17 protein-coding genes are annotated in these 25443 nt (G+C 71.4%); 13 read left to right on the top strand and 4 right to left on the bottom strand.

Annotation, left to right across the window (positions count from 1 at the left end; genetic code table 11):
* Positions 1–162 precede the first annotated feature (162 nt).
* From NGB36_RS10910 to NGB36_RS10850, 13 genes are all read left to right on the top strand, one after another.
* On the top strand, positions 163–1443 hold the full coding sequence (locus NGB36_RS10910; protein WP_255919992.1) for a condensation domain-containing protein: 1281 nt from the start codon (positions 163–165) through the stop codon (positions 1441–1443).
* A 92-nt stretch (positions 1444–1535) separates the two neighbouring features.
* The gene (locus tag NGB36_RS10905; protein WP_255919991.1) at positions 1536–3986 is read left to right on the top strand and encodes an ATP-grasp domain-containing protein; all 2451 of its coding nucleotides are present in this window, start codon (positions 1536–1538) and stop codon (positions 3984–3986) included.
* A gap of 28 nt (positions 3987–4014) precedes the next feature.
* The gene (locus NGB36_RS10900) at positions 4015–5691 is read left to right on the top strand and encodes a carbamoyltransferase C-terminal domain-containing protein (RefSeq protein ID WP_255919990.1); all 1677 of its coding nucleotides are present in this window, start codon (positions 4015–4017) and stop codon (positions 5689–5691) included.
* A complete protein-coding gene (locus tag NGB36_RS10895) occupies positions 5691–7049 on the top strand; it encodes a KamA family radical SAM protein (protein ID WP_255919989.1) in 1359 nt (452 codons plus the stop codon). Before NGB36_RS10900 ends, NGB36_RS10895 begins: the two co-directional genes overlap by 1 nt.
* Positions 7046–8326: a pyridoxal phosphate-dependent aminotransferase gene (locus NGB36_RS10890; RefSeq protein ID WP_255919988.1), complete on the top strand. Its 1281-nt coding sequence runs from the start codon at positions 7046–7048 to the stop codon at positions 8324–8326. Before NGB36_RS10895 ends, NGB36_RS10890 begins: the two co-directional genes overlap by 4 nt.
* Complete coding sequence (locus NGB36_RS10885) at positions 8323–9048, top strand: maleylpyruvate isomerase family mycothiol-dependent enzyme (RefSeq protein ID WP_255919987.1); 726 nt, start codon at positions 8323–8325, stop codon at positions 9046–9048. The genes NGB36_RS10890 and NGB36_RS10885 overlap by 4 nt, the downstream gene beginning before the upstream one ends.
* 71 nt (positions 9049–9119) lie before the next feature.
* On the top strand, positions 9120–10265 hold the full coding sequence (locus NGB36_RS10880; RefSeq protein ID WP_255919986.1) for an acyl carrier protein: 1146 nt from the start codon (positions 9120–9122) through the stop codon (positions 10263–10265).
* Between the two features lie 69 nt (positions 10266–10334).
* Positions 10335–10610: an acyl carrier protein gene (locus tag NGB36_RS10875; protein ID WP_255919985.1), complete on the top strand. Its 276-nt coding sequence runs from the start codon at positions 10335–10337 to the stop codon at positions 10608–10610.
* On the top strand, positions 10607–11821 hold the full coding sequence (locus NGB36_RS10870; RefSeq protein WP_255919984.1) for an acyl-CoA dehydrogenase family protein: 1215 nt from the start codon (positions 10607–10609) through the stop codon (positions 11819–11821). Before NGB36_RS10875 ends, NGB36_RS10870 begins: the two co-directional genes overlap by 4 nt.
* Complete coding sequence (locus NGB36_RS10865; RefSeq protein ID WP_255919983.1) at positions 11814–12950, top strand: acyl-CoA dehydrogenase family protein; 1137 nt, start codon at positions 11814–11816, stop codon at positions 12948–12950. Before NGB36_RS10870 ends, NGB36_RS10865 begins: the two co-directional genes overlap by 8 nt.
* A 35-nt stretch (positions 12951–12985) precedes the next feature.
* Positions 12986–13630, top strand: a complete 645-nt coding sequence (locus NGB36_RS10860; RefSeq protein WP_255919982.1) for a 4'-phosphopantetheinyl transferase family protein — start codon at positions 12986–12988, stop codon at positions 13628–13630.
* A 5-nt stretch (positions 13631–13635) separates the two neighbouring features.
* On the top strand, positions 13636–15177 hold the full coding sequence (locus NGB36_RS10855) for an AMP-binding protein (RefSeq protein ID WP_255919981.1): 1542 nt from the start codon (positions 13636–13638) through the stop codon (positions 15175–15177).
* A 58-nt stretch (positions 15178–15235) separates the two neighbouring features.
* The gene (locus NGB36_RS10850; RefSeq protein ID WP_255919980.1) at positions 15236–15733 is read left to right on the top strand and encodes a flavin reductase family protein; all 498 of its coding nucleotides are present in this window, start codon (positions 15236–15238) and stop codon (positions 15731–15733) included.
* Positions 15734–17014: 1281 nt separating this feature from the next.
* On the opposite strand, the gene NGB36_RS10845 is transcribed toward NGB36_RS10850, so the two are convergent.
* The 4 genes from NGB36_RS10845 to NGB36_RS10830 are packed head-to-tail and all read right to left on the bottom strand — an operon-like array spanning position 17015 to position 25127.
* Positions 17015–18274: a TIGR02679 family protein gene (locus tag NGB36_RS10845; RefSeq protein WP_255919979.1), complete on the bottom strand. Its 1260-nt coding sequence runs from the start codon at positions 18272–18274 to the stop codon at positions 17015–17017.
* A gap of 3 nt (positions 18275–18277) precedes the next feature.
* On the bottom strand, positions 18278–22378 hold the full coding sequence (locus NGB36_RS10840; RefSeq protein WP_255919978.1) for a TIGR02680 family protein: 4101 nt from the start codon (positions 22376–22378) through the stop codon (positions 18278–18280).
* Positions 22375–23550, bottom strand: a complete 1176-nt coding sequence (locus tag NGB36_RS10835) for a TIGR02678 family protein (protein ID WP_255919977.1) — start codon at positions 23548–23550, stop codon at positions 22375–22377. Before NGB36_RS10835 ends, NGB36_RS10840 begins: the two co-directional genes overlap by 4 nt.
* A complete protein-coding gene (locus NGB36_RS10830) occupies positions 23547–25127 on the bottom strand; it encodes a TIGR02677 family protein (RefSeq protein WP_255919976.1) in 1581 nt (526 codons plus the stop codon). Before NGB36_RS10830 ends, NGB36_RS10835 begins: the two co-directional genes overlap by 4 nt.
* Positions 25128–25443: the final 316 nt, after the last annotated feature.

Raw genomic sequence — 25443 nt, 5'->3', positions numbered from 1 at the left:
CCGAAACGACGGTATGATGCCATACCCCCGGAGTGCTCGCCATGTGGCGTGCGTCTCAAGGATCTTGATTGACGCGCTTCAACGGCTTGTGGAAGTGTCTGTCGGGCGTGGATGGAAACTGGATTCCGAAACATGGAAGTTCCCTGGCTTGGAGGGGGGCCAATGTCCGAACCAGCGCTGCTGTCACTGGGGCAGCTCTCGGTCTGGCAAGACATCAGGTACCTGCCACCGAGCCGACGGCATGAGCCCAACAATGCGGCCGTGTGGACCATCCCGCAGGGGGTGCATGCCGAGCAGGTCGGCATAGCACTGCGCACCGTCGTCGAGCGCCACCCGTCCTTGAGGACCCGCTACGACCTCACCGAACGTGCCGCACCACGCCAGTTGACTCCGGACGCCGAGTTCCACGACAGCCTCACGACGCTCGAGTCAGCAGACCGGCCACAGGAGATCGCTGCGGACCTGGCCGCTCGCCCCTTCGATCTCGGGCGGGAACACGGCTGGCGCGCCCGGCTGCTCACCTGCCATGACGCCCCTACCCATGTGGTCTTCATCAAGCATCACATCGTCGCCGACGCCTGGGCCCAGGAACTGCTGCACCGGGAGTTCCTGACGGCGCTGACCCGCCCCGGCGGCCTGAAGCCGGCCCCGCCTGGCCCCGCCGACCTCGCCGCCGACCAGTACTCGCAGACGGGCAGGCGCCGCCAGGCTGCGGCTCTCGCCCACTGGCAGCACACGCTGGAAAGCGCCCCTGCACACATCAGCCTTCCCCGCCGTGCCCCGGGCGCCGGAGGGGCGACGGAAAGCAGCGCCGACGCCCTGCAGTGCACTTTGCATTCCGCGCCCGCACGCTCGGCCGCGCATGCCATCGCCGAGCGAGCGCAGGTGTCGGTGGCCGCTGTCGTCCTGTCCGCGTATGTGCGCAGCGTGGCGCGGCTGTGCGGAACCGATCGGCTGCTGACGCAGTTGATGTGCGCCAACCGCTTCACCGAACGCTGGAAGAACGTGGTGACGTCGATGAATCAATGGGTGCCCGCCGTCGTCGACCACGCCATGGACGACGATCTGATCGCGGTGGCCCGCACGGCGCACTGGAACAGCCTCACCGCCTTCCGCCACGGCATGCACGATGTCACCGCCGTCGAGGCGCTCCGCGACCGCATGCGGCATGCGCCGGAGCCGGTCTGCGCGTTCAACCACGTCGCCGTGCCCGACGGGCCTCCCGGGCCGGGCGAGGAAGCGGACACCATGTCCGCCACCGGGCCCCGGATCGACTGGGAGGAGCCGTTCACCACCATCGGCCCGCGCTGCTACGCGCGCGCGCTGGAGACCAGCAGCTCACTGTCGGTTCGGCTGACTGCCAAGGACGTCGCCCGTGAGCAGGCCGAAGCGCTGCTCCGGGAGCTGCACGACGCCCTGCTGACCACCGCGGAACGGATCTGAACAGCGTAGGGCCGGCGACTGCCACCGCCCCGGCCGCTTCCCTGCCGACTTCACCGCTCGCATCACTCGCTCCTGCCCTCAGGAGGCTTCTCTTGCCGGATCACGTGATCGTCATCCACCGCTGGACCGACCGCTACGCCGACTACGCCGCCTACATCGACCACACCGCCCACCGCGTCAGCTACATCACCACTGACACCGCGGCGGCCCTCCTGCCGCAGGAGCACACGGCGGGCATCCGGCTCGTCCCCAGCACCCAGGACGCCAAGGCGGTCCGCCAGGCCGTCGACGACCTGGTCGAGCAGAGCGGCCCGCCGACCCGGATCATCGCCCTGCAGGAGCTCGACCTGGATCTGGCGGCCGATCTGCGCGGAGATTTCGGGCTTCCTGGGTTGAGCACCGAGGATCTGGCACCGCTGCGCGACAAGCTGCTGATGGCGCGGCGGCTCGAGGCGGCAGGTGTCCCTGCGCCCGCGACGGCCGATGCCCCCGACCACGCCGCGGTCGAAGCCTTCGCCGGACGGAACGGCTGGCCGGTGCTGGTCAAACCGCGGTACGGGACGGCGAGTTCGGGCATCACCCGGCTCGACTCCCGGCAGGAGCTGGCGGCGTACGCGTTCCCACAGGACACCTTGCTGGTTCAGCCCTGGGTCCCGGACGGGGTACTGCACGTCGACGGCATTGTCACCGAGGCGGGCCTGGGAGCATGGCGGGCCTCCCGTTACCTCAACACATGCCTGGATTTCACGGCCGGAGCCGCGCTCGGTTCGGTGGAGATCGACGACGAGGAGACCCTCGCCCGGATCGGCGAGATCACCGACGCCACCACACGGGCGCTGTTCACCCAGGCGTCCGTCTTCCACCTGGAGCTCTTCGCAAGCGACCAGGGCGACCTCACTGTTCTGGAGATCGCCGCCCGGCCGGGCGGCGCCGAAGTCCCCTTCATCTGGCGCGAAGTCCATGGCATCGACCTGATGGCCACCGCCTTCGCCCACCAGATGGGTCTGCCCGACGACCAGGTGCCGCAGGCCGACGGCGCCTCGCACGTGGGCGGCTGGCTGCTGGTGCCGCCCAGTGTGCCGATGCCCTGCCGGGTGCGGTCCGTCACCTCTCATACAGGCGAAGTCGACGGCCCCTATGCGGAAGTGCTGCCCGATGTCGGCCGGCTGATGGATCGCAGCGGTTACGAGCACGCCGGGGCCCGGTTCCGTTTCCGCGGCGCGGCCACCACCCAGGTGGAGGAGGCGATCCGCCGCACCATGCGGAGCGCCGTACTGGAGTGCACGCCGGTCGATCGGACGGCCCCGCCGCGCCTAGTCCTCATCGGCTGCGGGAACCCGCCCTACCGCAGGTACTCGCTGTCCACTGCCGCAAACCGGGTGCAGACCGCACTCGTGCAGCGCACAGCCACCGACTGGCAACGGCAGTACGTGGACGACCGGTTCCGCACCGCGGACACCTGCGATGTGGCGCAGACGACATGCGCCGTCGCGCAGTTGCTCGACGGCCACGAAGGGCCCGGCGCCGTACTGACCTGGGACGAAACGCTGTTGGAGACCACCGCGCAGGTCGCCCGCCGCCTCGGGCTCGCCCATATGTCCCCGCAAGCCGCCCGCCGCTGCCGTGACAAGCTCGCCACGCGGCGCCTGCTCGACGCTGCCGGAGTGCCCTCGGCCGGCTTCCGGCACGTCCACACCCACGCCGAGGCGCTCCAGGCGGCCGAGCAACTCGGCTACCCCGTCGTCGTCAAGCCCCGTGCCCTCGCGGGCAGCATCGGAGTCACCCTCGCCGCCGACGAGGACGAACTGGTCCGCGCCGTCGACCAGGCGACCGGTTCCACCTTTCCCGGCATCAGCAGCCTGTCCGGTGTGATCGTCGAGGAGTTCCTGCGCGGCCCGGAGATCAGCGTCGACAGCGCGGTCCTCGACGGCGAGGTGCGCATCGTCAACGTGGCTCACAAGCGGCTCGGCTTCGCCCCGTACTTCGAGGAGATCGGCCACCTCGTCGCCCCCTGGCGCCACCAGCCCTGGGCCGACGAACTGCGCTCAGTGGTCACCTCGGCCCACCGGACGCTCGGCATCCGGACCGGCCTGACCCATGCGGAGCTGAGGCTCACCTCCGTCGGACCACGCATCGTGGAGGTCAACGGCCGCCTCGGGGGCGACTTCATCCCGCTGCTCGGAACCCTCGCCACCGGCGTCGATCCGGTCGCCGCCGCCATCGACATCGCACTCGACACTGCGCCCGACACCGAACGGACGCGCGACCGCTGCGCCGAGGTCCGCTTCGTCTACCCCGAGCACGACGCGGCCGTCCGCTCCCTCGACCTGACCGCAGCGCAGGCCGTCCCCGGCATCGTCCAGGCCATCCCCCTGGCCGGGCCCGGCACCGAACTGCGGCTGCCACCACACGGCATCGTCCCGCGGCTCGCCGCACTGCTGGCTACTGCCGACACCCCCGAGGAGTGCGCGACGACCCTCCGGCGCGCCGAAGAAGCCGTCCGCGCGCAGCTCGTGCCACTGCCACCCCTGCACCGACCCTGACCACCGCGCACGAAGAGAAACAAGTGACATGTGGATTCTTGGCCTCAACGCACCGCCCACCGGCTGGCATGACGCCGCCGCCTGCCTCGTCAACGGCAACGGCAACGTAGTCGCCTTCTCCGAGGAGGAACGGTGCAACCGGCACCGCCACTCCCTGTACCGCAAGCCGGTCGGCGCCGCCCGGTTCTGCCTCGACCAAGCGGGCATCACCGCCGCCGACATCGATGTGGTCGCGGTCGGCTGGGACACCGAGCAGCTCTACCCGCAGCGCTTCACCAGCGACGCGGAGTTCCTCTCCTACGCCGCCGGGCTCGACTTCGCCGGCCGCACCCCCGAGGTGGTGCGCGTACCCCACCACGCGGCGCACGCCGCATCCTCCTTCTACGCCTCACCGTTCGACAAGGCCGCCGTCCTGGTGATCGACGGGCACGGTGAGAACGAGTCCTCCACCATCTGGACCTTCGAAGACGGCGCCGAGCCGCGCCGCGAGCGCAGCTGGCAGCGCACCGCCTCGCTCGGCTACGCCTACGACGCCGCATCGACATGGCTGGGGTTCTCCTTCCTCAACGCGGGCAAGACCATGGGGCTCGCCGCCTACGGGCGCGCCCGCGGACTCGCCACCGAACCGCTGGTGGAGATCGACGGCGACGACTTCCGGTTGGCCGTGCGGCCACTGGCTGAGAGCCACGGCCGTGCCCCCGCCGAGGAGATCAAGGAGCAGTACGACGCCGTGGTCGGCGCCTGGAGGGAGCGCTACACAGCCATCGCCGGGGCAACCGGCCCCAGCGTGCCGGAGGAGCGTCTCGCCGACGACCCCAAGGCGGTGCTCGTCGCCTACACCGCACAGCGCATCATCGAGGAGACCGTCACGCACCTGGCAGCCATCGCCCGCAAGGCCGCCGATGTCGACAACCTCTGCCTGAGCGGCGGAGTCGCGCTCAACTGCAGCACCAACGGCACACTGCCCGGCCCTGTCTACGTACCACCGGTGCCGCACGACGCGGGCGTGGCACTCGGCGCCGCGTGGACGGTGCGCCCACCGAAGCGGCACACCGACCCGCTCACCCCCTACCTGGGCACCGACATCGACGGGCCCGCCTACGGAGCACGCAGCCACGGTCCGGACACCTTCGGCCTGATCCGCTCCGAGCTGGACATCGACGCCCTCACCGCACTGCTGCTCGACGGCCGGGTCGGCGCCGTCGCCCAGGGGCGCGCCGAGGTCGGCCCGCGCGCTCTGTGCCGACGCTCGATCATCGCCGTACCGGACACGGCCGAGGTCAACACCCGTGTCAACGCCATCAAGAACCGGGAGCAGTGGCGTCCCTTCGCGGGCGTGACCCGCCCCGGCTACGGCGCCCGGCTCTGGGAGCAGCAGGAGTATCTGAGCCGCTACATGCTCGGCGCCGCCAAGGCCACTGAGCTGGGACGCAGCGTCGCCCCAGGTGTCGTGCACATCGACGGCACCACCCGGCCGCAGGTGCTCCAGGCAGACGAAGCCCCCGCCGTGGGGGCAGTGCTCGATGCGCTGGAGCGCCAGGGGGTGCCACCGGTCCTGCTCAACACCTCCTTCAACGACAAAGGCCAGCCCATCGTCAACACCGCGGGCGACGCGCTGGCCGCATTCCGCTCCATGGACCTGGACTTCCTTGTCCTCGGCGATCAGCTGATCCGGAAGGCGGACGGCAAGGGGGCCGCACGCTGATGCCCGGCACCTTGCTGGAGACCTCGCGGTTCCAGGCGTACGGGCCCCGCCACATCGACGAGATCGCCGAGCGTTACGGGCTTCCGGAGGAGATCGGACGGACCGTGCGCCTGGTCTCGCTGGTGCTGCCGTTCCGGGTCAACACCTATGTGCTCTCCCACCTCATCGACTGGGGCTCGGTGCCCGACGACCCGATCTTTCAGCTGACTTTCCCCCAGCGCGGGATGCTGACCGATGCCGACCTGCAGCAGATCGCCAAGGCATCGGCCGATCCCGCCGACCGGCTGCTGCTGCGCGAGACCGTCAAGGAGATCCGCGCACGCCTCAACCCGCACCCCTCCGGCCAGCGGCTCAATGTGCCCAGCCAGGACGGTACGGAGCTACCCGGGTTGCAGCACAAGTACCGCGAGACCGTGCTCTACTTCCCAGGCCAGGGCCAGACCTGCCACGCCTACTGCACCTACTGCTTCCGTTGGGCGCAGTTCATCGGTGATGCGGACCTGCGCTTCGCCGCGCCCGACCCCGACGGTCTGATCACCTATCTGCGTGACCACCCCGAAGTACACGACGTACTGGTCACCGGCGGTGACCCGATGGTGATGTCCACCGAGCGGCTCGCCCGCCACCTGCTGCCGTTGCTGGACGTGGAGTCGGTGCGCACCATCCGCATCGGCACCAAGTCCGTCGCCTACTGGCCCCAGCGGTTCACCACGGACACCGACGCCGACGACGCCCTGCGGCTGTTCGAGCGCATCGTCGCCTCAGGACGGCAGCTTGCGGTGATGGCGCACTTCAGCCATCCGCGCGAGCTGCGGACCGACCAGGCGCGCCGTGCCCTGGCGCGGATCCGCGCCACCGGTGCGGTGCTCTACTGTCAGGCGCCGCTCATCGCCCACGTCAACGACGACGCATCGGTGTGGAGTGAGTTGTGGGGGGCCGAACTGGCCGCCGGAGCAGTCCCGTACTACCTGTTCGTGGAGCGCGACACCGGTCCACACGACTACTTCAAGGTGGCGCTCGCCAGGGCCGTGGAAGTCTTCCGCGACGCCTACCGCACCCTGCCGGGTCTGGCCCGCACCGTACGCGGTCCGGTCATGTCGGCCACACCGGGGAAGATCGCCGTGGACGGGATCGAGGAGACGGAGCAGGGCGCCTTCTTCCAACTGAGGATGCTGCAGGCCCGCACACCCTCCCTGGTGGGCCGGCCCTTCCGCGCCCGGTTTTGCGCCGAGGCCGCGTGGATCGACGAACTGCAACTCGATCCGGCCACCCCTCCCGACATCGCGGCGGCGGTGGCCGGCGGTACCGGCGCAAGCGACAACTCCCGTCCCGCGCAGGGAAGAAGGAGTCAGCCATGACGATCGCCTCCCTTCGCCGTACCTCGCCGAACATGGCACTCAACCAGCTCGTCGACGGGCGGGGCGCCGCCGGAGAGTCCCTGGTCCATCTCGCATTCGGCGAGGCGAGACTGCCTGTGCTGCCGGGACTGGCACAGCAATTGGCGGCCGGGGCGTCACGCGCGTCCTACGGACCGGTGGCAGGAAGCGAAGGGGTGCGCCGTGCGGTGGCGGGCTACTTCGCGCGCCGCCGGATGCCGACGACCGCGGACCAGGTTGTCGTCGCCCCCGGCAGCAAGCCGTTGCTGATGGCGGTCCAACTGGTGGTGGACGGCGATGTGCTCCTGCCCCGGCCGGCCTGGAACACCTATGCGCCGCAGGCGGCGTATGCCGGCAAGAAGGCCTTCGGGGTGCCGATTCCGGATGAATGGGGCGGCGTGCCGGAGCCCGGGGCGTTGCGCACGGTGCTCCGCGCCGCACGCGCCGCAGGCCGCGACCCGCGGCTGATGATCCTGACCCTCCCCGACAACCCGACAGGCACCCTCGCCCCGCCGCACCTGGTGCGCGAGGTGTGCGCCATCGCCGAGGAGGAGGACTTGCTGATCGTCTCGGACGAGATCTACCGGGACATCGTCCACGACCCGCAGGCCACGCCCTTCCTCAGCCCCGCCGAGGTGGTGCCCGACCGCACCGTGGTCACCAGCGGTCTGTCCAAGACACTCGGCCTCGGCGGCTGGCGCATCGGCGTCGCGCGCTTCCCGGCAAACGAGACCGGCGAGCGCATCCGCGACGCGGTGGTCTCGGTCGCTAGCGAGGTGTGGTCGACCCTGGCCGGGCCGATGCAGCAGGTCGCCGAGTACGCATTCGACGAGCCCGAGGAGATCACCGAACGGCTCGCCGCTGGGGCCCGGTTGCACGGCGCCGTGGCCCGTGCGGTGCACGCGATCGCCGTCGAGGCGGGAGCCCGCTGCCGTCCGCCGACGGGCGCCTTCTACGTCTACCCGGACTTCGAGCCGCACCGCGCACGCCTGGCCGAACGCGGCGTCACCGACTCGGCCTCGCTCGCCGAGAGGCTGCTCGACGACTCCGGCATCGTCGTCCTCGGCGGCCATCTGCTCGGCGACGACCCGAAGGCGCTGCGCTTCAAGGCCGCCACCAGTCTGCTGTACGGCAACGAGCAGCAGCAGCACGAGGCGCTCGCCTGCGACGACCCGGCCGGCCTGGCGCACATCTCCTCCCAACTCGTCAGGATCGGTCAAGGACTTGCCGGACTCATCGGACAGGAGAGGCAACAGTGAAGGAAATTGCCCCGACCCAGGAGTCCTTCCAGGAGATCTCCGCCGCGGCACAGCGGCTGCTGAACGGCCTGGCAGCGCTCGACGACACCGGGGTGCGCGCTCCCTCGCTGCTCTCCGGTTGGACCCGCGGACATGTGCTCAGCCACCTGGCGTGCCAGGTCCCGGCGCTGGAACGGCTGCTGGAGTGGGCACGCACCGGCGTCGAAACCCCGCAGTACGCCGACAGGCAGGCACGCGGCGCCGAGATCGCCGCCGGGGCCGGCCGCCCCGCCGCACTCCTCGTCGCCGATGTACGGGAGACGGCGGCACACTTCCAGCGCAGCATCGAAGAGCTCCCGGGGCCCGCCTGGAAGGCGACGATCAAGCCCTTCACGGGAGAGACCTGCACGCCGCAGCGGGTGTTGGTGATCCGCCTGCGCGAACTCGAACTGCACCACATCGACCTGCGCCTCGGCTATGGATTCACCGACATCCCCGAGACCGCACTGCGGATCATCTTCGATGATGTGACCGGCTACTTTGCGCAGGCCCCTGGCGTACCCACGTTCACGCTGCGCGATGACGAGGGCGCGGTCATCGCCCGGTTCGGAACCGGCAGCGGACCCACGGTCAGCGGCACCCTCGCCGAGGCGCTCGCCTGGCTCTCCGGCCGCTCCGACGGAGCCGGGCTCGACACCGGGGCGGGCACCGCACAGCTGCCCACCCTGCCGAAGTGGATCTGACGCTTGAACGACGTCGCCGCGGCGACATCCCAGCCTCCCAGGAATGTCCCACGAACGAAGGTGAAACACCCATGGCGGACGCGCCCCTGCCGGACCAGTATGCGCTCGACTCGGTCCACTGCGGCCTGCTGGACTGCATCCAAGTGAACCTCGGGGTGCTCGCGGACCATGTCCACGGGCCGGGGACCCATCTGCGGCTCGGCGCAGAGCTGGGCTTCCGCTGGTGGCAGCGGGCGGACGGACTGCCGACCGTCGACCCACCGCTCGCGGAACAACTCACCGCTGCCGGGCGGTTGCTGGGGCTGCACGTGACGGCACGGGGCCGCATGGGCCGGGACACGATGCTGCGCACCATCCGGGAACGGCACACCACGCACTACGTCGTGGCCGACTCCTATGTCATGCCCTGGCTGCCCTACCACGGGCACGCCCACATGGAGCACAGCTTTCTTCTCACCGCAGGCCCGGACGGCTGGCACGTCACGGACGCCTACAGAAACGAGACGCAATGGGGCCCGGCCGCACCAGGACACTGGATCCTGCCGGACAACGGGCTGGCAGGCATCGAATCGGCCGAGGTGATCCTGCTGGAACCGGACGGTCCCGCAGCAGCGGGACAGCCGCCCCCGGTCTTCTCGCTCGACGACACCACGCTCGACGCCTTCCTCACCGCCTATGACACCTGCCCGGACCGGGGACTGGCGCTGGCCCAACTCACCACCGAGACCTGGCTGCTGGCCCGCTCGCGCAAACTCCATGCGGCATACCGCACCCACGTCGACACCGCCGGTGCCGGGAGAACGGACGAGACCACGACGCAGCACCTGCGCGCCTGGGACAAAGTCGTGGAGCAGACCTATCTCGCACACCGGCGGGTGGCACGCGGCCGGGCCGAACCCCCGGGTGTCGTCGACCGGCTGCGCGCGGTACTCGCCGACGACCGCAGGGTCTTCGGCACCGCCCCCGCGGCGAGCACGAGCGAGGCCGACGAGACGCTGCGCCGACGCGTCGCCCAGGTGGTCGCCACCGTGCTGGGCGTGCCGGAGACCGAACTGCTCGCGGGCGCGCCGCTGAGCTCCTTTCCCGCCTTCAGCTCCTTCCGCCTGGTGGAGATCATCGAGCGTCTGGAGAGCGAACTCGACATGGAAATCGACCCCGACCGACTGATTCCGGAAGACCTGCACCGGCTCGACAACCTGTGCCGCCTCGCCAGCTGACGGCCGCCGCCATACCCGCTCCAGCCGCAACCGACCACCCTGCACAACCTGCACAAGAGGAAACCCACTATGGACCCCCGCTTCATCGACGTCCTCCGGCCTTTGGTGAAAACCGCGAACCCCGAAGCCACCGCCATCACCGCCGACACCGACCTGCGCAAGGTCGGAATCGACTCCATGCAGGCGATCGAGCTGCTCTTCTCCATCGAGGACACCTTCGGCATATCGCTGCCCGACGAGGACCTCAACGACAGCACCTTCGCCACCGCAGGGAGCCTGTGGCGCGCGGTGCAGGCGCAGCTGCAGCAGCACGATGCCGGGGCCTCGGGCAAGGCGACGGCATGACGACACCGCCCGTCACCGACGCCTTCGATGACCTCGCCGCGCAGCCCGGTACGCCGCGCGTGCCCGGCCTCGCCGACCGCGTCGCCGAGGTGGTCGCGGTCACCGAGGAACATCTCGCCCGCACCGACCGCGAGGCCGCCTTCCCCGTGGAGGCCCTCGACGCGCTGCGCCGGACCCGCCTGCTCGGACTTCTCGTCCCGCCGCAGCACGGCGGTCTCGGCGGCACCCTGGCCGATCTCGTGGAGGCCGCGCAGTTGCTGGGCCGCAGCGACATGTCCGTCGGCATGATCTTCGCCATGCACTGCCAGCAGGCGGCTGCCGTAGTGCGGTACGCCCATGAGCCGCTGCGTACACAGCTACTGCCGCGCATCGCCGCCGGTGAGGTCTACCTCGCCTCGGTGACCACCGAATCGGGCAAGGGCGGACATCTGCTCACCTCCGAAGCACCGCTGCACCAGGACGGCGCACGGCTGGCGATCGACCGCTTCGCGCCCATCGTCACCGGAGGTGCGCACGCGGACGGTTTCCTCATCACCATGCGCAGCCCCGACGCGGACTCGGCGAACGAGGTGTCGCTGGTGTATGCCGACCGCGAGACGCTCCGGATCAGCGGCTCAGGCGACTGGCAGCCGATGGGGATGCGGGCCAGCCACAGCATCCCGATGAAGCTGCAGGGAACCGTCCCCGCTCACCACGTGGTCGGCGAGCACGGGAACTTCCGCGAGATCGCGGACAAGGTCTTCGGGCCCCTCGCCCACCTCGGCTGGTCGGCGGTCTGGCTCGGTACCGCTGCTGGTGCGCTCTCCCGCGTCCTGCGGCTGCTGCGCAGCCCGGCCGGCAAGAAGCAATTCGACCTCCGCTCCGAACTGCTGCTCACCCGCATCTCCCGGGCGCGTCAGCGGCTGGAGAGCGTCCATGCGCTGCTGCAGCGGACACTGAGGATGGTGGCCTCCGGTGAGGACCTGTCCGTTCCCTCTCGCCAACTGCTGCTGAACTCCTTGAAGATCACCGCATCGCAGGAGTGCTTCGCCGCAGTGGACGAGCTCATCGAAGCGGTCGGCCTGCGCCACGGCTATCTCAAGGACTCGCAGACCAGGCTCGAACTGGTGCTGCGCGACCTGCGCTCGGCGGCGCTGAACTACAGCAACGACCGCCTCCATCTCGCCGACGGACGAATGGCGTTGCTGGACCAAGGGGTGCGCTTTGCCTGACACCCGATCCGGCGCCGGACCGGCCCTCTCCGTTACTCTCGCAGAGCTCGACGGCCTTCCGGCGCACGCGGACGGCGCCGAGGTGTGGCGCGCCCTGGGACGTGCCGATCTGATCGCCCACGCCTACCGCGGCGGGGATGTCGCCGCAGGCGTCGACCCCGCCGGCCTGGAGCGTCTCCTCGCGGCCGTCGACGCGCGCTTCTCCATCGCCGCCACCCTGTCCATGAGCGTGCAACTGGCCACGGGACTGCCGGTGCTGGCCACCGGTTCCGCCCCCATCGCTGTCGAGGCCCTGGACCACGCGGTGAGCGGCGAGGCCACGGTGGCGCTCGCCGCCACGGATGTCACCGCGGGAACCGACCTCACCGCACTGCGGACCGAGGTGCGCATCGGCGACGACTGCCTTGAGGTGCACGGCGAGAAGAACTGGATCGCCAACACCACCACCGCCGAGCACTTCATCGTCCTCGCCCGTCACCGCGACGGGCGGCACTTCACCCACTTCACCTGGGTGCTGGTGCCCGCTGGCGCCCCGGGAGTCACCGTACGCCCCGCCGACTCCCCGCTCTTCGCCGCATCCGGCGTCGGGCACGCCGACTTCGACGCCGTACGGCTGGGCCGCGACCACATCCTGGGCCGGGTCGGCATGGGCCTGCCCGCCTTCGCACGGCACATCGGCACCGAACGGCTCGCCGGGGCGCTGTGGGGGGTCGCCCTGTGCCGCCGGGTGCTGGACGACACCCGCCGTCGGCTCGCCACCCGGCCGCACGGGGAATCCACCATCTGGGAGCTGGACAGCGTGCGGCAGCGCTTCGCGACCGCCGTGGTACGGGTACGCCAACTGCAAGCCCTGTGCCGCCTGTTGGAGGACCACGTCGCCGACCGGCACGATGCGGTGGCCGCTGCGACGCTCAAGGCGGCCGCGGCAGAGACGGTCGATCACGTCCTGGGCACCTGCGCACAGCTGTGGGGAGCAGCGGGCTTCGCCGCCGGCGGGATCCAGGAGGTCCGCGCACAGGCGGCGCTCTTCGGCATCGGCGGCGGGGCGAGCGAGTTGGTCCTCGCAACCGTCGCGGACGGCGCCGAGAGCGTGCTCGCCGCACTGGAACCGGCCGGCATACGCCCGTGACGTCTCGTGCGACATCGGTTGTGACGCCGCATGTGATGGCGCATCGGGCACCGGTCACGGTCGACGACGGCGTGTGGGTGGTGACCGCTGCCATCGCCGGCCAGGCGCCCTCCGCCCACCCCGACGACCAGCGGCGGGCATCAGCCCTCCCCGAGAGGCGCGCGCGGGAATTCCTCGCCGGGCGCGGCCTGCTCAGAGGGCTGCTCGCCACCGTATGCCCGACCCTCGCCGACGCCACCATCGCAGCCGACGCCCTGGGCAAACCCTGGCTCACCGGACGCCCCGACATCGGCATCAGCGTCTCACACAGCGGCTGCCAGGTCGCCGCCGCCGTGGCCCCTGGCCGTGCCCTCGGAGTGGATCTGCAGCATCCCGCGGCCTCCCTCACACCGGGATTTGCCCGCAGACTGCTGCACGGCCATGCCGCGCGACTGGACGGACTGCCCCCGGCACGGGCCGCCGAGGAGGTCGCCTGGGTGTGGACGGCGCAGGAGGCCTGCGCAAAGGCCTCCGGTGAGGGCATCGCAGGCCGGCCCTGGGAGATCGACATACCGCCGGGCGCCCGCTGCGGGCAGTGGCGCGGCTACCGCTGGGTAAGCCTGCGCGGCCGGTCGGCGACCCCCCTCAGCTGCGCCTTCGCACCGGCGACGATGGACGACATTCGCAGAAGGATAAGGTGACAACGGTGAGCGAACGGCGCACCCTCTACGACTGGTTCGCGGTCTCGGCCGACACGTACCCGGATCTCCCGGCGTTGGAGATCGGCGCCGCATCCCTGACATACGCCGAACTGTCCGCCACAGCCAGCCATGTCGCCGCCCGGCTGCTGGCACTCCTCGGCGGTGAGCGACCGCACCGCGTCGGGCTCCTCGCCGGCCGCACCGTCCTCGCCTATGCCGGCTACCTCGCCGTGCAGCGGCTCGGTGCGACCGTCGTCCCCCTCGGGCCCTCATTCCCGGCCGAGCGCAATGCGCGGATCGCACGCGCCGCACAACTCGACGCGGTCATCGCCGACCCGGGCGCGGATCCCCCGATGTTGGACCGCCCGGTCCTTACCCTGACCGACGCGCAGTTGTCGGCGTCGCTCTCCAGCCCGCCCTTCGTATTGCCCACCGATGTCGACCGAGCGGCCAACGCCCGGCCGGAGCAACTCGCCTACATCCTGTTCACCTCGGGCTCGACCGGGGTGCCCAAGGGCGTCCCGATCCGGCATCGCAACATCTGCGCCTACCTCCACCACGTCGTTCCGCGCTATGAGGCCGGTCCGGGAGCCCGTCTCTCCCAAAGCTTCGACCTCACCTTCGACCCCTCCGTCTTCGACATGTTCACCGCATGGGGCTCCGGCGCCACCCTCGTCGTGCCGACCCGTGGCGACCTGCTCTCCCCGGTGCGATTCATCAACCGACGCGCCATCACCCATTGGAACTCCGTGCCCTCGGTGATCTCGATAGCCAAACGCCTCAAGGCGCTACGGCCCGGCACCATGCCCGCCCTGCGGCGTAGCATGTTCTGTGGAGAACCCCTGACGCTGCAGCAGGCCGAGGCCTGGCAGCGAGCCGCCCCCGCAAGCACGGTGGAGAACGCCTACGGTCCCACCGAGCTCACCGTCACCTGCACCGCATACCGGCTACCGGCCGAGCGCTCGCAGTGGCCGAAAACCGCCAATGGCACCGTGCCGGTCGGAACGAGCTATCCGGCACTGGAGATCCGCATCCAGGACGGGGAGTTGTGCGTCCGCGGCCCGCAGCGGTTCTCCGGCTACCTCGACCCGGCCAACAACGCCGGCCCCTTCCTCACCCCGGAAGGGGAACCGTATGATCCTGCGACGGAGTTGACCGACGCCCACTGGTATCGCACGGGCGACCGCGTCCGCCGCATGCCGGGTGGCGACCTCCTCCACCTCGGCCGCCTCGACCAGCAGGTCCAGGTGCACGGCTACCGCGTCGAACTCGCAGAGGTCGAGGCCGCGCTGCGCGCACAACCGGGCGCCCTCGATGCGGTGGTGACCCCGGTGACCGGCACCGACGGCTCCATCGAGCTGGCCGCCGCCTGCAGCGCGGCCCCAGGTTCCGAGGAGGCGTTGCGCAAAGGCCTGCAACAGTACCTACCCGCCTACATGATTCCTGCCACGCTCACAGTGATGGAGGCCCTTCCACTCAACGCCAACGGCAAGGTGGACCGAGCCGCTGTCGGCGACATTCTCAACCAGGCAGTAAGCCCCTCGTGAACTGCTGAGGTCCAACTGACCGCTGGGTTCTCGGACAGAACCTTGGAGTGGAGCCCCTGTGCCCGATATATCCCCGCCGACCGCGTTCCTCGACGCGATGGCTGCTGTACCGGCGCCGGTCACCATTGCCACCACCATCGATCGACAGGGCAAGCGTTGGGGCTTCACCGGAAGCTCTTTCACGTCGCTGTCCGCAAACCCACCCATGGTGATGATCTGCCTGAGCAAGACAGCGTCAACTCATGCCGCGTTCACCGGCTGCGCACAATTCATGGTAAATGTCCTCGCAGACAACCACGGCCACATCGCACGCAGGTTTGCCGCTCCCCGCATCGACCGCTTCTCGGCAGGCGACATGGGTGACTGCGAAGCCGGCCTGCCCGGCCTGCCGGACGCTGTCGTACGCCTGGTGTGCGCCTTGCACCAAGTCCTCGACGGTGGTGATCACTCAATCCTCGTCGGGCGCGTCGAGCAGGCCGTCACCACCGGCGGCGAGCCGCTGGTCTACTGCGGGCGCACGTTCACCCAGCTGGCACTGGAGTCGGCTCGGGTATAACCGGTGGGCAGATCATCGACCAGCGCCGCCATGTCCTGTCAGGAGATGATGTCCTTCGTCCGGAAGCCGCAGTACGCCAGGGCGACGAAGACGGTAGCGTACGAGAGCGCGACAAAGACGCGGCCCGCGCCCGGCCGCTACAGATCGGGCGCCCTCGTTCTGTGCATCGCAGTGCGTAGGTTAGCGGTTTCGTTTCTGTGGCGAAGCTGTACGGCCAAGGCTCTGGCCTGGTCATTTCCCGACGACGGCAGGTCGCGAACGCCCTCGGCGAGCAGCTCCGGTGGACGAGCGGTGGACGAGACTGCACGGGTGCTGCAACTGGGATAGAAGCAGACGGCGGCGCGGAGGAGTGAACAGCGGCAAGAAGTTGTTGTACGTCCACAAGTACGCGGTGTCTGGCAAATGTTCAGCCCCTCCTGCGGCTTGCACCTACGTCGGCGGTCACGGGTGACTGGGGGTGTCGGCGCCACATTGACGGAGGCAGCGCCGTCGGCCTTCTCTCGGCGGAGCGGCCGTCGGCGCCCGGGGTCATCGGTCAGGCCAGGTCCAGTCCGGGCGCGGCATGGCGGGGAAGGGCTGCAGCCTGAGGCAACGCCGGTAGGCGGCGTGGAGCGATGCGGCCTCGCTTTCGGGAGGGAACGCGAGATCGGCGAAGGCCACTTCGCCCTGCGTGTCCCGCTGCCGTTGGCAGCGGGCGGTCACCTAGGCATGGCCGACGACGACCCTATCTGGGTGACGGTCACCGTCTGGCCGAGAAGCTCTGCCTGTGTCGGGACGTCGATGACGTCTTCCGCAACGGTCTCCAAAGCGACTGTTTCTTCCTCCTCGCCGTAGGCATCGAGGAGGACGATTTCGATGCCCGGTCCAGCTCGGTGTCGCCCATAGTGAGGCATCTGGAGGTGTTTTGCCGTGTTGGCGGCCTGGTGCCTGCCCGGCAGGGGTGGATGCCCGGCACGAGCCGCACCTGCGGGTGAGGCTGTGTCAGGTGCGGGATGGTGAACCGCAGCAGTACGGAGCGTGAATAATGTGTACGCGGCCCGGGTCTCAGCCATCGCAGACCCCTGTGCCCACCTGGCGCGGCCGGGACGTGATCCCGGCGCGGGCGGGGAGCTGCGGCACCTGCTCGGTGAACGGTGATCACCTCCGGGCAGGCCCGCGCCCCCTGGTCTGTGGCGACGGGGCGCACCCGCCGGGTGCTGTCCTTCTGCCGCTCTACCCGTGCGACGGCCACGCCGTCCGGGTCGGAGCAGCAAGGTCGTACGGGTTCGCGGGTTCGGGTGCTCAGTGCCCGTGGAGATCGGCGAGCAGCTGGTCGAGGAGGTGTTCCTCCTCGACGCGGATGCTGTGTTGGGTGAGGGCGGGTGCGAGGGCGGGGTCCCAGGGGGTGGGGGCCGGGATGCCCGTGGTGAGCGGGGTGCCGAGGCCGCGTTCGACGGCGGCGAGGTAGGAGGGGGTGTCGTAGCGCCAGGGCGCGGCGGTCGGCAGGCGCAGGATGCCGGTGGCGATGCGGATGCCGCCCCAGTCGAAGTCGCCGTGGTAGGCGATCGGGTGGCCCTGGTCGGCGATGTGGGTGAGCAGGGTGCGGGCGGCGGCGGACGGGTTGCCTTCAACGCAGACCAGCGGCGGGCAGTCGGGGCCCAGCTCGTCGGCTGCGGCAGTGGGGACGGCGGGGTTCTCGCAGACGTGGACGATGGTGTGTTCGGGCAGGCCGAGTTCGGGCGGTAGCGCGGCGATCTGGCGCAGCGTCAGAACGCAAGGTTCGCCGCCATCGCGGGCGGCGGCGAGGATGCGGCCGGTCGAGGTGCGGGTGGAGCCGGGCAGGCCCAGGACGAGGACGCGGGAGGAGAGGTCGTCCAGTGCCACTCCGAGCGCGGCCCAGGCGGTTCGGCGGCCCTCGGCACCAGTGGCTGACCCGGCGGGCAGCGCGGCGAGCGCGCGGACGGCGGAGAGGACGAGTGCGCTCAGCGGGCGGCCGTCATCGAGAGCGTGGGCGTCGCCGAGGGTGCGGGCGGCGAGGACGGGGAGGGTGAGGCCGTCGGCGGGGAGCGCGGACAGTACCCGTACCGCGTCGGCGGCGAGCTGCCGTGCGGCCGCGGGGTCGCCTCCGGAGAGGCGCTTGAGCAGGCCGGTGGCCTCCACCTTGGCTCGCCAGGGCGCGAGTTCGGCCCGGTCGGCGATGGCGGGGTGGTCGAGTTCGGCCAGCGCACATTGCCAGGCGGCCGTGAGGGCGGCGTCCTGGGCCCGCCGGTCGGTCACCGGGCCGGTCAGGGCGACCACCGCCGCTGCGAGGCCGTCCGGGCAGGCCAGCGATTCGCGCAGCACGCGGTCGACCTCGGCCAGTGGCACGCTCAGGGAGCTGCCCGAGCGTAGCCGGCGGCCGAGCAGCAGCTCGACCGCGCGACGTTGTTCGGAGGTGGCGGCCTTGAGCGTGGCGGGGGTGTCCAGGGGCCGGCCGGTGGCGATACGGTCGCGGGCTCGGTCGAGTAGCCAGGCGGTCTCGGGACCGCCGAGCAGGCGACGCAGCCGCGGCAGATCCGTCATCGGCTACTCACCGTCGAGGAGGGACGGTTGAGTCTGTCCGGCTGCTGTGGCCTGGGCGGGGATATGCGGGACGGGCCGGGTCTCGCGGGTGCGTGCGGTGCCGTTCCAGCACCAGGGGGTGACCAGGACGGCGTCGATGCCTTCGCGGCGGCTCAGCTGGGCGATGGCGATGCCGGGCACGGTCGGGTAGCAGGCCCACTCGCGTTCGCTGGTCATCACCACGTCCAGGTCGAACGAGGCCAGCAGGCCGAGGCACTTGGCACGGGAGTCGTCGTCGACGCCGGCGAACGCCTCGTCCAGGGCGATCAGGCGCGGGGCGTGCGGGCTGCCGGAGGAGTAGTGCGAGGAGGCCGCGGCGAACAGCGGGACGGAGGCGGCCAGCACGCGTTCGCCACCGGAGGCCGGACCGGTGGCGGGGCGCCACTGGCCGTCCTGGCGGCGCTGGATGGTGAAGGCGTGCCAGGTGCGGTAGTCCAGGGCGCGGGTGAGCTGGTCGGCCCAGGAGTCGCCGGGGTTGTTCTCCCGATCCTGCGCGATTCGGGCCTGGAGGAACTCGCCGACCGCCGCCCGGTCGGCCGGGGTCCAGGCGTCGGAGGACTGGCGCAGCAGGCGGTTGCGGACGGCCTCCAGGCCGGGTGGGGCGTCCTTGGCGGGCTGCCACCGCAGGCGCAGGGTCATGCCGGTGGAGGTGGGCCGGTCGGCCAGGTCCGCGTTCATCGCCTGCACCTGTTCCTCGGCGGTGGCGATCAGTTCCTGGAGGGCTCCCGCGACCTCTCCGACCAGGTGGTTCTCCAGCAGTTCGCGCTCTTTGGCGGACAGCAGCCGGGTGCGCTGCCCGACCTCCTCGCGCAGCGATGCGGCGAGGGCGGGCACGTCGTGGGTGCGGCCCTGGAAGACCACGTCGACGATCATGATGCCGTCGTGCAGGGTCATGCCGACCGAGTGGCCGTGGCGGCCGAGGGCGTCGGTGAGCGTCTTGTGCTCGGCCGAGATCCGCTGCTGGATCAGTTCCCAGCGACGCTCGGAGTCGTCGGTGCCGTCGAGTTCCTGGTTGATCGTGCGGGCCAGGGCCACTGTCGGGGTGGGGGCCCAGGGCTCGTCCAGGGGCGGGACGTCGAGTTCGGGAAGGGCTGCGGTGAGCAGGCCGGTGGCGGCGAAGGCGCTAAGGGCGGTCACGGCCCGGTCGCGTTCGGCGGTGGCCTCCTCGATCCGGGCGCGGATCTCGCTGCAGCGGCCCTCGGCGCGGGCGCGGGCGGTCATGGCCTCGTCCCGGGTGCGGCGGGTGGTCTTCTCCTCGGCGTCCCGGGCGGTGATCGCCGCGTCGGCCTCGGCCAGCCGCCGGTACAGCTCCTCGACGCTCGCACCGACCGTCTCGGCCAGCACTCGGTGACGCGCGGCCGCCGCGTCGGCCGTACGACGGGCGGCGGTCTCAGCCTCCTCGGCCTCGGCGAGAGCGGCGGCGGCGGCCTCGGCCTCGGCGGCGGTCTCGGCCGCGAGGGCGGCGGAACGAGCCTGGGCAACGGCGGCCGGAAGCAGCGCGGCGAGGGCGGCGGCGTAGCCGGACACGGCGTCGCGGACCTGTTCGAGTTCCGCGCGCGTGGTGGGCAGGCCGGTGTCCTGGGCGTACTCGTGGACCTCCCGGTCAGCGCGCTCCGCGTCCTTCTGGCGGGCGGCGGCCTCGTGCTCGGCCTCGGCCAGGCGGTCCGTCAGGCGGTGTACGGACTCGGCCTCGTGACCGGCGCGGGCGTGTGCCTCGCGCAGTGCGTGGTCGGAGGGCTGGGATTGCTGCTCGGCGGCCAGCGCATTGGCCCGGGCCCGGACGACGCCGCGCTGCTCGTCCAACTTCTCGAGTCGGGCGGTGAGTTCGCCGCGCTGCGCAGCCAGCTCGGCGAGCCGGGTGCGGCGGGCGGCCTCCCGGGCGCCTTCGCCGATGTAGTGGGCGGCGGGCTTGGTCCAGCGGCCGGTCAGGGCGCCGATCCGGTACCGGCCACAGGTGGCCACCCAGGTGTGGTGGTCGGCGTCCCCGCCGAGGGCGATCGCGGCGAGCACGGCCTGAACCGCTTCGTCGTCGAGGGCGGCAGCCAGCGGGTCGGCACGGTCGACGGCCGGGCGCAGCACGGCGGCGAGGCTGGTGGCGGGGGCCTTGCCGCCGGGCAGCAGGGCGGCGTCGTCGGCGTCGAGCAGGGTGCCGTCCGGGGTGAGCCAGGCATCCAGCAGCCCGGTGGCCTCCAGCGCGGCCTCGATCCCGGCGCGGTGCTCGGCCGGTACCGCGTCGGCGAAGTCGACGGCCCGCCACAGGGGCGCTCCCGGACGGTCGGCGCGGGCCCGCGGATCGCGGGTGTGCGCCAAGGGAGGGGCGTCGTGGCCGCCGGATTCCAGGCGGGCGATCTCGTCGTCCACGGCGGCGAGTTCGCGCCGTACCGCGGTGTGCTCGGCGTCGAGTTCGGCCTCGCGGCGGGTGAGCGCGCCCACGGCCGTGCGGTACGCCGCGGCGGCGGCCTCGGCCGCCGGGTTGGGCCCGGCCAGGGTGTCCGTCCAGGCTTCCAGGGCCGCCAGGGCCTGGTCGGGGTCGGGCAGGCGCAGCTCGACCGTATCGGCGGCCCAGGTACGCCAGGCCGCGGTCAGGGCCGTGCCCTGCTCGGCGACGGCCTGCGCGGCCTCGGCGGACCGCTCGCGGGTGGTCGCGAGGTCGGCGGAGCGGCGCGTGGCCTCGGTCTGCGCCGTACGAGACCGCTCGTGCGCCCGCTCGGTCGCGGCGAGCAGCGTGGCCAGGCCGGTGACGGCTTGGCGGCGGCGTTCGACCGCCCGCTCACCCACCCGGCGGGTGTCCTGGAACGGAGCATGGTCGCGCTCCAGCGTCTCGGCCACCGGCGCGTGGTCGATTCCGGCCGCTTCGGCGGCGTGGCGTGCGGCGTTGTCGGCTGCGGCGAGGGCTGCTCGATCGGCCTCGTGCTGGACGTGGGCGGCAGCGGCGCGGCGCTGCCAGTCGTCGGCCTGGCGGCGCGCGGTACGGCAGGCACCGGTGCGGTCGTCGGCGACGGCGCGTAGGGCCTCCGCGGTCTTCCCGGCCTGTTCCAGCTCGCGGGCGGCATCCATCTCGGGGCTGCGGGTGAGCGCGTCCCGGGCGGCGGCCAGGGTCTCCCGGGCGTCCTCCAGTTCCGCCAGACGCGTCTCGGCCTGCGCCAACCGCTCCTCGGCAGCGCCGTGTTCGGCCTCGGCCTCACCGAGGTCGCGGCCCAGGTGCTCGTACCGGCTGTGCGCGGCGCGCACCACGGCGGCCTGCCGCTTGGCCGCGATCCGCGCGTAACGGCGGTAGTGGGTCAGAAAGTCGGCAGCGGCGCCGGATGCCTCGGCAAGCGCCTGAAGGGCGTGCCGTTCCTCGTCCAGGCCGCGGAACGCCTCTGCGACCTCGCCGACGAGGGCGGGGTCGAGCGGGGGCAGGGCCTCGGTGAGCGCCTTGGACAGTAGCTTCTCGTCGGGTTTCTTGGACAGCTGCGGCTGGCGCAGCTGGATCAGCAGGTTGACCAGAGCCTCGTAACGGCCCGGGCCGAGGCCGAACAGCTGCTCGTCCACCGCCCTGCGGTACTCGGCGGCCGTGTCGTGGACCAGCCCATGGCCCTGCAGTGCCTCGCGCAGCCGCTCTCGGGTGTACGGGACGCGGGTGGCGGACATCAGCGGCAGCTCCGGTCCGACGCGCAGAGATGTGGTGAAGAACCAGTGCTTGGCGATGCCCCTGCCCTTGACCGCTTTCAGACCGCAGCCGACCGTCCGGTACTGCGGCTTCCCGTCCTCGCCGATCCGCGCGAACTCCAGCCAGGTGTAGCCCGTGCGCTCGTCGTGCGGGTGCTTGCCGCCGAGCAGCAGGTTCCACTCCATCCGCTTGGCGCGGTCGCCGTCCGGTTCGACCCGGTGCGCGGCGAGCTCGCCGTCCAGGAGGAACGGCAGGGTGAGCGCGAGGACCTTGGACTTGCCGGTGCCGTTGTTGCCGCGCAGCAGCAGCCGCCCGTCGTGGAAGCGGAACTCCTCGGCGTCGTAGTAGAAGAGGTCGACCAGCCCCGCGCGCAATGGCTGCCAGCGGTTCTTGGATGGCTGTGGCAGGGTCATGAGCGGGAGCGGGCCTTTCGGATGGTCGGGGCGGCCAGGGCGTAGCGGACCAGCGCCGGCTTGGCGGTGACGGTCCCGCCCTCGCGGGTCACCAGGTCGAGGGCGGCGAGCCGGTCGAGAGCCTGGGCGAGCAATTCCGCTGCGGCGGCGGGCTCGGCGGCGCCCTTGCGCCAGTACGAGCGGTGTTGCACCGCTAGTTGCCGTACCAACTCGACGAGTTGCGGCTCGGTGCGGGTGCCTTGGGCGGTGGCGAGGTGGGCGGCTACCAGCAGAGTGGCGTGGCCGTCGGTGCCCTGCTCGGGCATCCGCAGATCGGTCAGCTCATCATCCGGGTCGACCATGGCGATCCCCTCGGCGCGCATCTCCGCCACCAGACCGGTGAGTTCGGTGATCCGGCGGGTGATCGCGTGGCGCTGGGAGACCAGGTAGGTGCGCTCGTTCTCCGGCAGCTCGGCGTAGTACACCACCGGGTCGTCCAGCAGTCTGCGGGTGAGCCGGTGGCGCAGCGCCCGCAGCCGCAACTCCTCGGTGTCGGGCATGACTTCGCAGGTGAGCAGAGGCAGGCGCTGGTCCGGGGCGGCGGTTTCGACCGTGGACGGGCCACGGGTCGCGGCCAGCAGTGCGGCCAGGACGCGCCGCCGCACGTCGTAGAGCACGTCGTTGGACGCCTCCGACAGGTACGCCTCCTCGTCGCCCGCAACCCGGTGCAGGACGCCCCGGTCCAGCAGCAGCCGTACCACGGCCACCAGGTCGGAGCGCTCCTCGCGGCGGTCCATCCGGAACTCGGTCCCCGCCGCCACCAGCACCGGGTCACCGGCACCCGTCAGCACACCGTCGGCCAGCCGGCCCAGGGTGATCTGGGCGTCGGCCCGCTCCAGCACGGCCAGCGCCAGGCACAGCAGCACATAGCGGCGGCGGGTGAACGGCACCCTGGTCCGCGGCGCCCGGGCAGGCCGGGTCGCGTCATCCAGCCGGACGGGCGACTTGTACAACCGCGCGGTTTCGGCGTCGACCACCAGCCGCCAACCGGTCTCCTGGGTGAACCAGGCCGCCAGCTCGCCAGCGTGCTTGCGGACCAGCCGGAACTCCTCGCTTCCGCTGGTCATCAGCGGCGAGGCGAGCAGCGCGCGGGTGGCCCGGCGCCGCTCGGCCTGGACGTCGGCGTCGGTCATGCCGCACTTCCCGTGGACACGAGGTCGATGATCTCGATGATGTGTTCCGGCCCGGAGAGCACGCCGTCCGCGGTCGGGATCTCGACCACCGTGTCCGGGTCCACCAGCTTCAGCCGGACCTCCATCGTGCCGTCCCCGGTGAGCGCCGAGGACTCGCTCTCGCCCGGCACCCGTGCCGACAGCGCGTCGCCGAGCACCGCGAGGAACAAACGGAAGGCGTGCGGGTCGAGCCCGTCCGGGCCGGCCAGTTCGGAGAGCAGCACCGGGCCGTCGGTGGCCAGCCGGGCCCGGGCGGCGGCGGTCTGGGCGGCCTCCAGCTCGACCTGCTCGGCCAGCACCTGCCGCGCCGCCGTGCGGTCCGCGACCCGGGTAGGCATACCGCGCCGTTCGTACGAACCGGTCTCGCGCAGCCGCGGGCTGATCTCCAGCGGCGGGGCCTCGGCCCATGGCGTGGTGGCAGCGAGGTCCGCGTCCTGCCAGGCTGCCTCGGTCGCGGCGTCGACCGTCAGGTGCCGGGCCGGGGTGAGGGCGAAGGCCGCCCGCCACAAGCGGTGCGCGGCGGCATCATCCGGGGCCTGCGCGAAGAACCGGGCCAGCGCCCGGAAGTCGGCCGACCGGTCCGAGCGCCCGCCACGCCGCTCGTTCAGCGCCGCCACCGTGTTGACCAGGCCAGTGATCGCGCTGACCGCCGCACCGCGCAGCAGCTTCGCCTGCGAGGGCTGCCGCGTGGACCGGCTGAGGAACCAGTCGGCCAGGCCCCGCCAGCGGTTCTCCCACGCGATGAGCGCCGCCTGCGTCGCCTCGGCGCGGGCCTGCTCCGCCTCCGGTTCGTCCGAGTCGGGTACGGCGTCACCGGCCTCCCGACGGGCGGCGGTCACCAGCAGCCGCTGCACGTCGGCCGCGTTCAGCCGGGTGAGCAGATCCGCGATCTGCGCGCCGCGGCCCGCCAGGTCGGCGATGAAGCGCTCGATGTACTCGACCAGCCGGTCCTTGTACGCGATGAACGCCTCCTCGTCGCCGTCCTGGAAGTCGATGGTGCGGCGCAGCGAGGCCATGAACGCCTGGGCGTTGTCCGCCAGGCTGCCGAACCGCTCGGCGATCTGGAGCAGCAGCAGGTGCGTCTTCGCCGGATCGGGGTCCTCCGCCTGCGCGAGGACCAGCAGCGAGCCGAGCTGCTCGGCGATGTCCGCCAGCGCGACCGACTGCAACTGGCCGCGTTGGCCCAGCGCCTGCTCGTACACGGCTATCGCGCGCAGCGCGGCCTGACCGTGGCGGGTGAGTTGGTACAGATAGCGCGCCCGGTGGAAGTCCTCGACCGAAGTCACCCGGCCGGTGTCGGCGTCCGCCCGCAGGTTGCTCCATTCGACCAGCTTCTCCAGCGCCGCGCCGACGGCCTCGACCGGCACCGCCGCCGCGTCGTCGGAGCCCTGGCGCAGCTCGGCGGCCACGTCCTCCGGCCGCAGATGGACGATGAACCGCTCCCGTGCCTGCGCGAACACGGCCAGGACCTGGCCGTAGAGGGCGGCGTTCGGCGCCTGCAGATAGGCGAACGGCTGAGGCGGCGGAGCGTCGGACACGCACCCCAGTCTCCCAGAACCCGCCACCTGCTCGGCCGCGAACCGGAAACTCGTCGTTGCAGCACCGCCCGTCGGCACAGCCGTGCCTGCGCGGCCCACGACGACACGTTCAGCTGGCAGAGAATCCTCAGCCCTGGCGGCGGCGTGCTCGGGCGGCGTCCCGGCTTCAAGCGACGTTCGCAGCCGAGCGTGCCTTCATCACCTGGATGGACCTCCTGCGTCGGACCTGCCCGTGGACTCCGGTGTCGGCCTGCATCTCCTGTGGTTACCGGGCGCTGGCGCGGAGGGATCGAGGACGATCTCCGCTGGCCCGTGA

This window comes from Streptomyces humicola, assembly GCF_024436035.1.
Lineage (GTDB): Bacteria > Actinomycetota > Actinomycetes > Streptomycetales > Streptomycetaceae > Streptantibioticus_B > Streptantibioticus_B humicola.
Note: the sequence above shows the minus strand (reverse complement) of the source record. Positions and strands in the feature narration are given on the sequence as shown.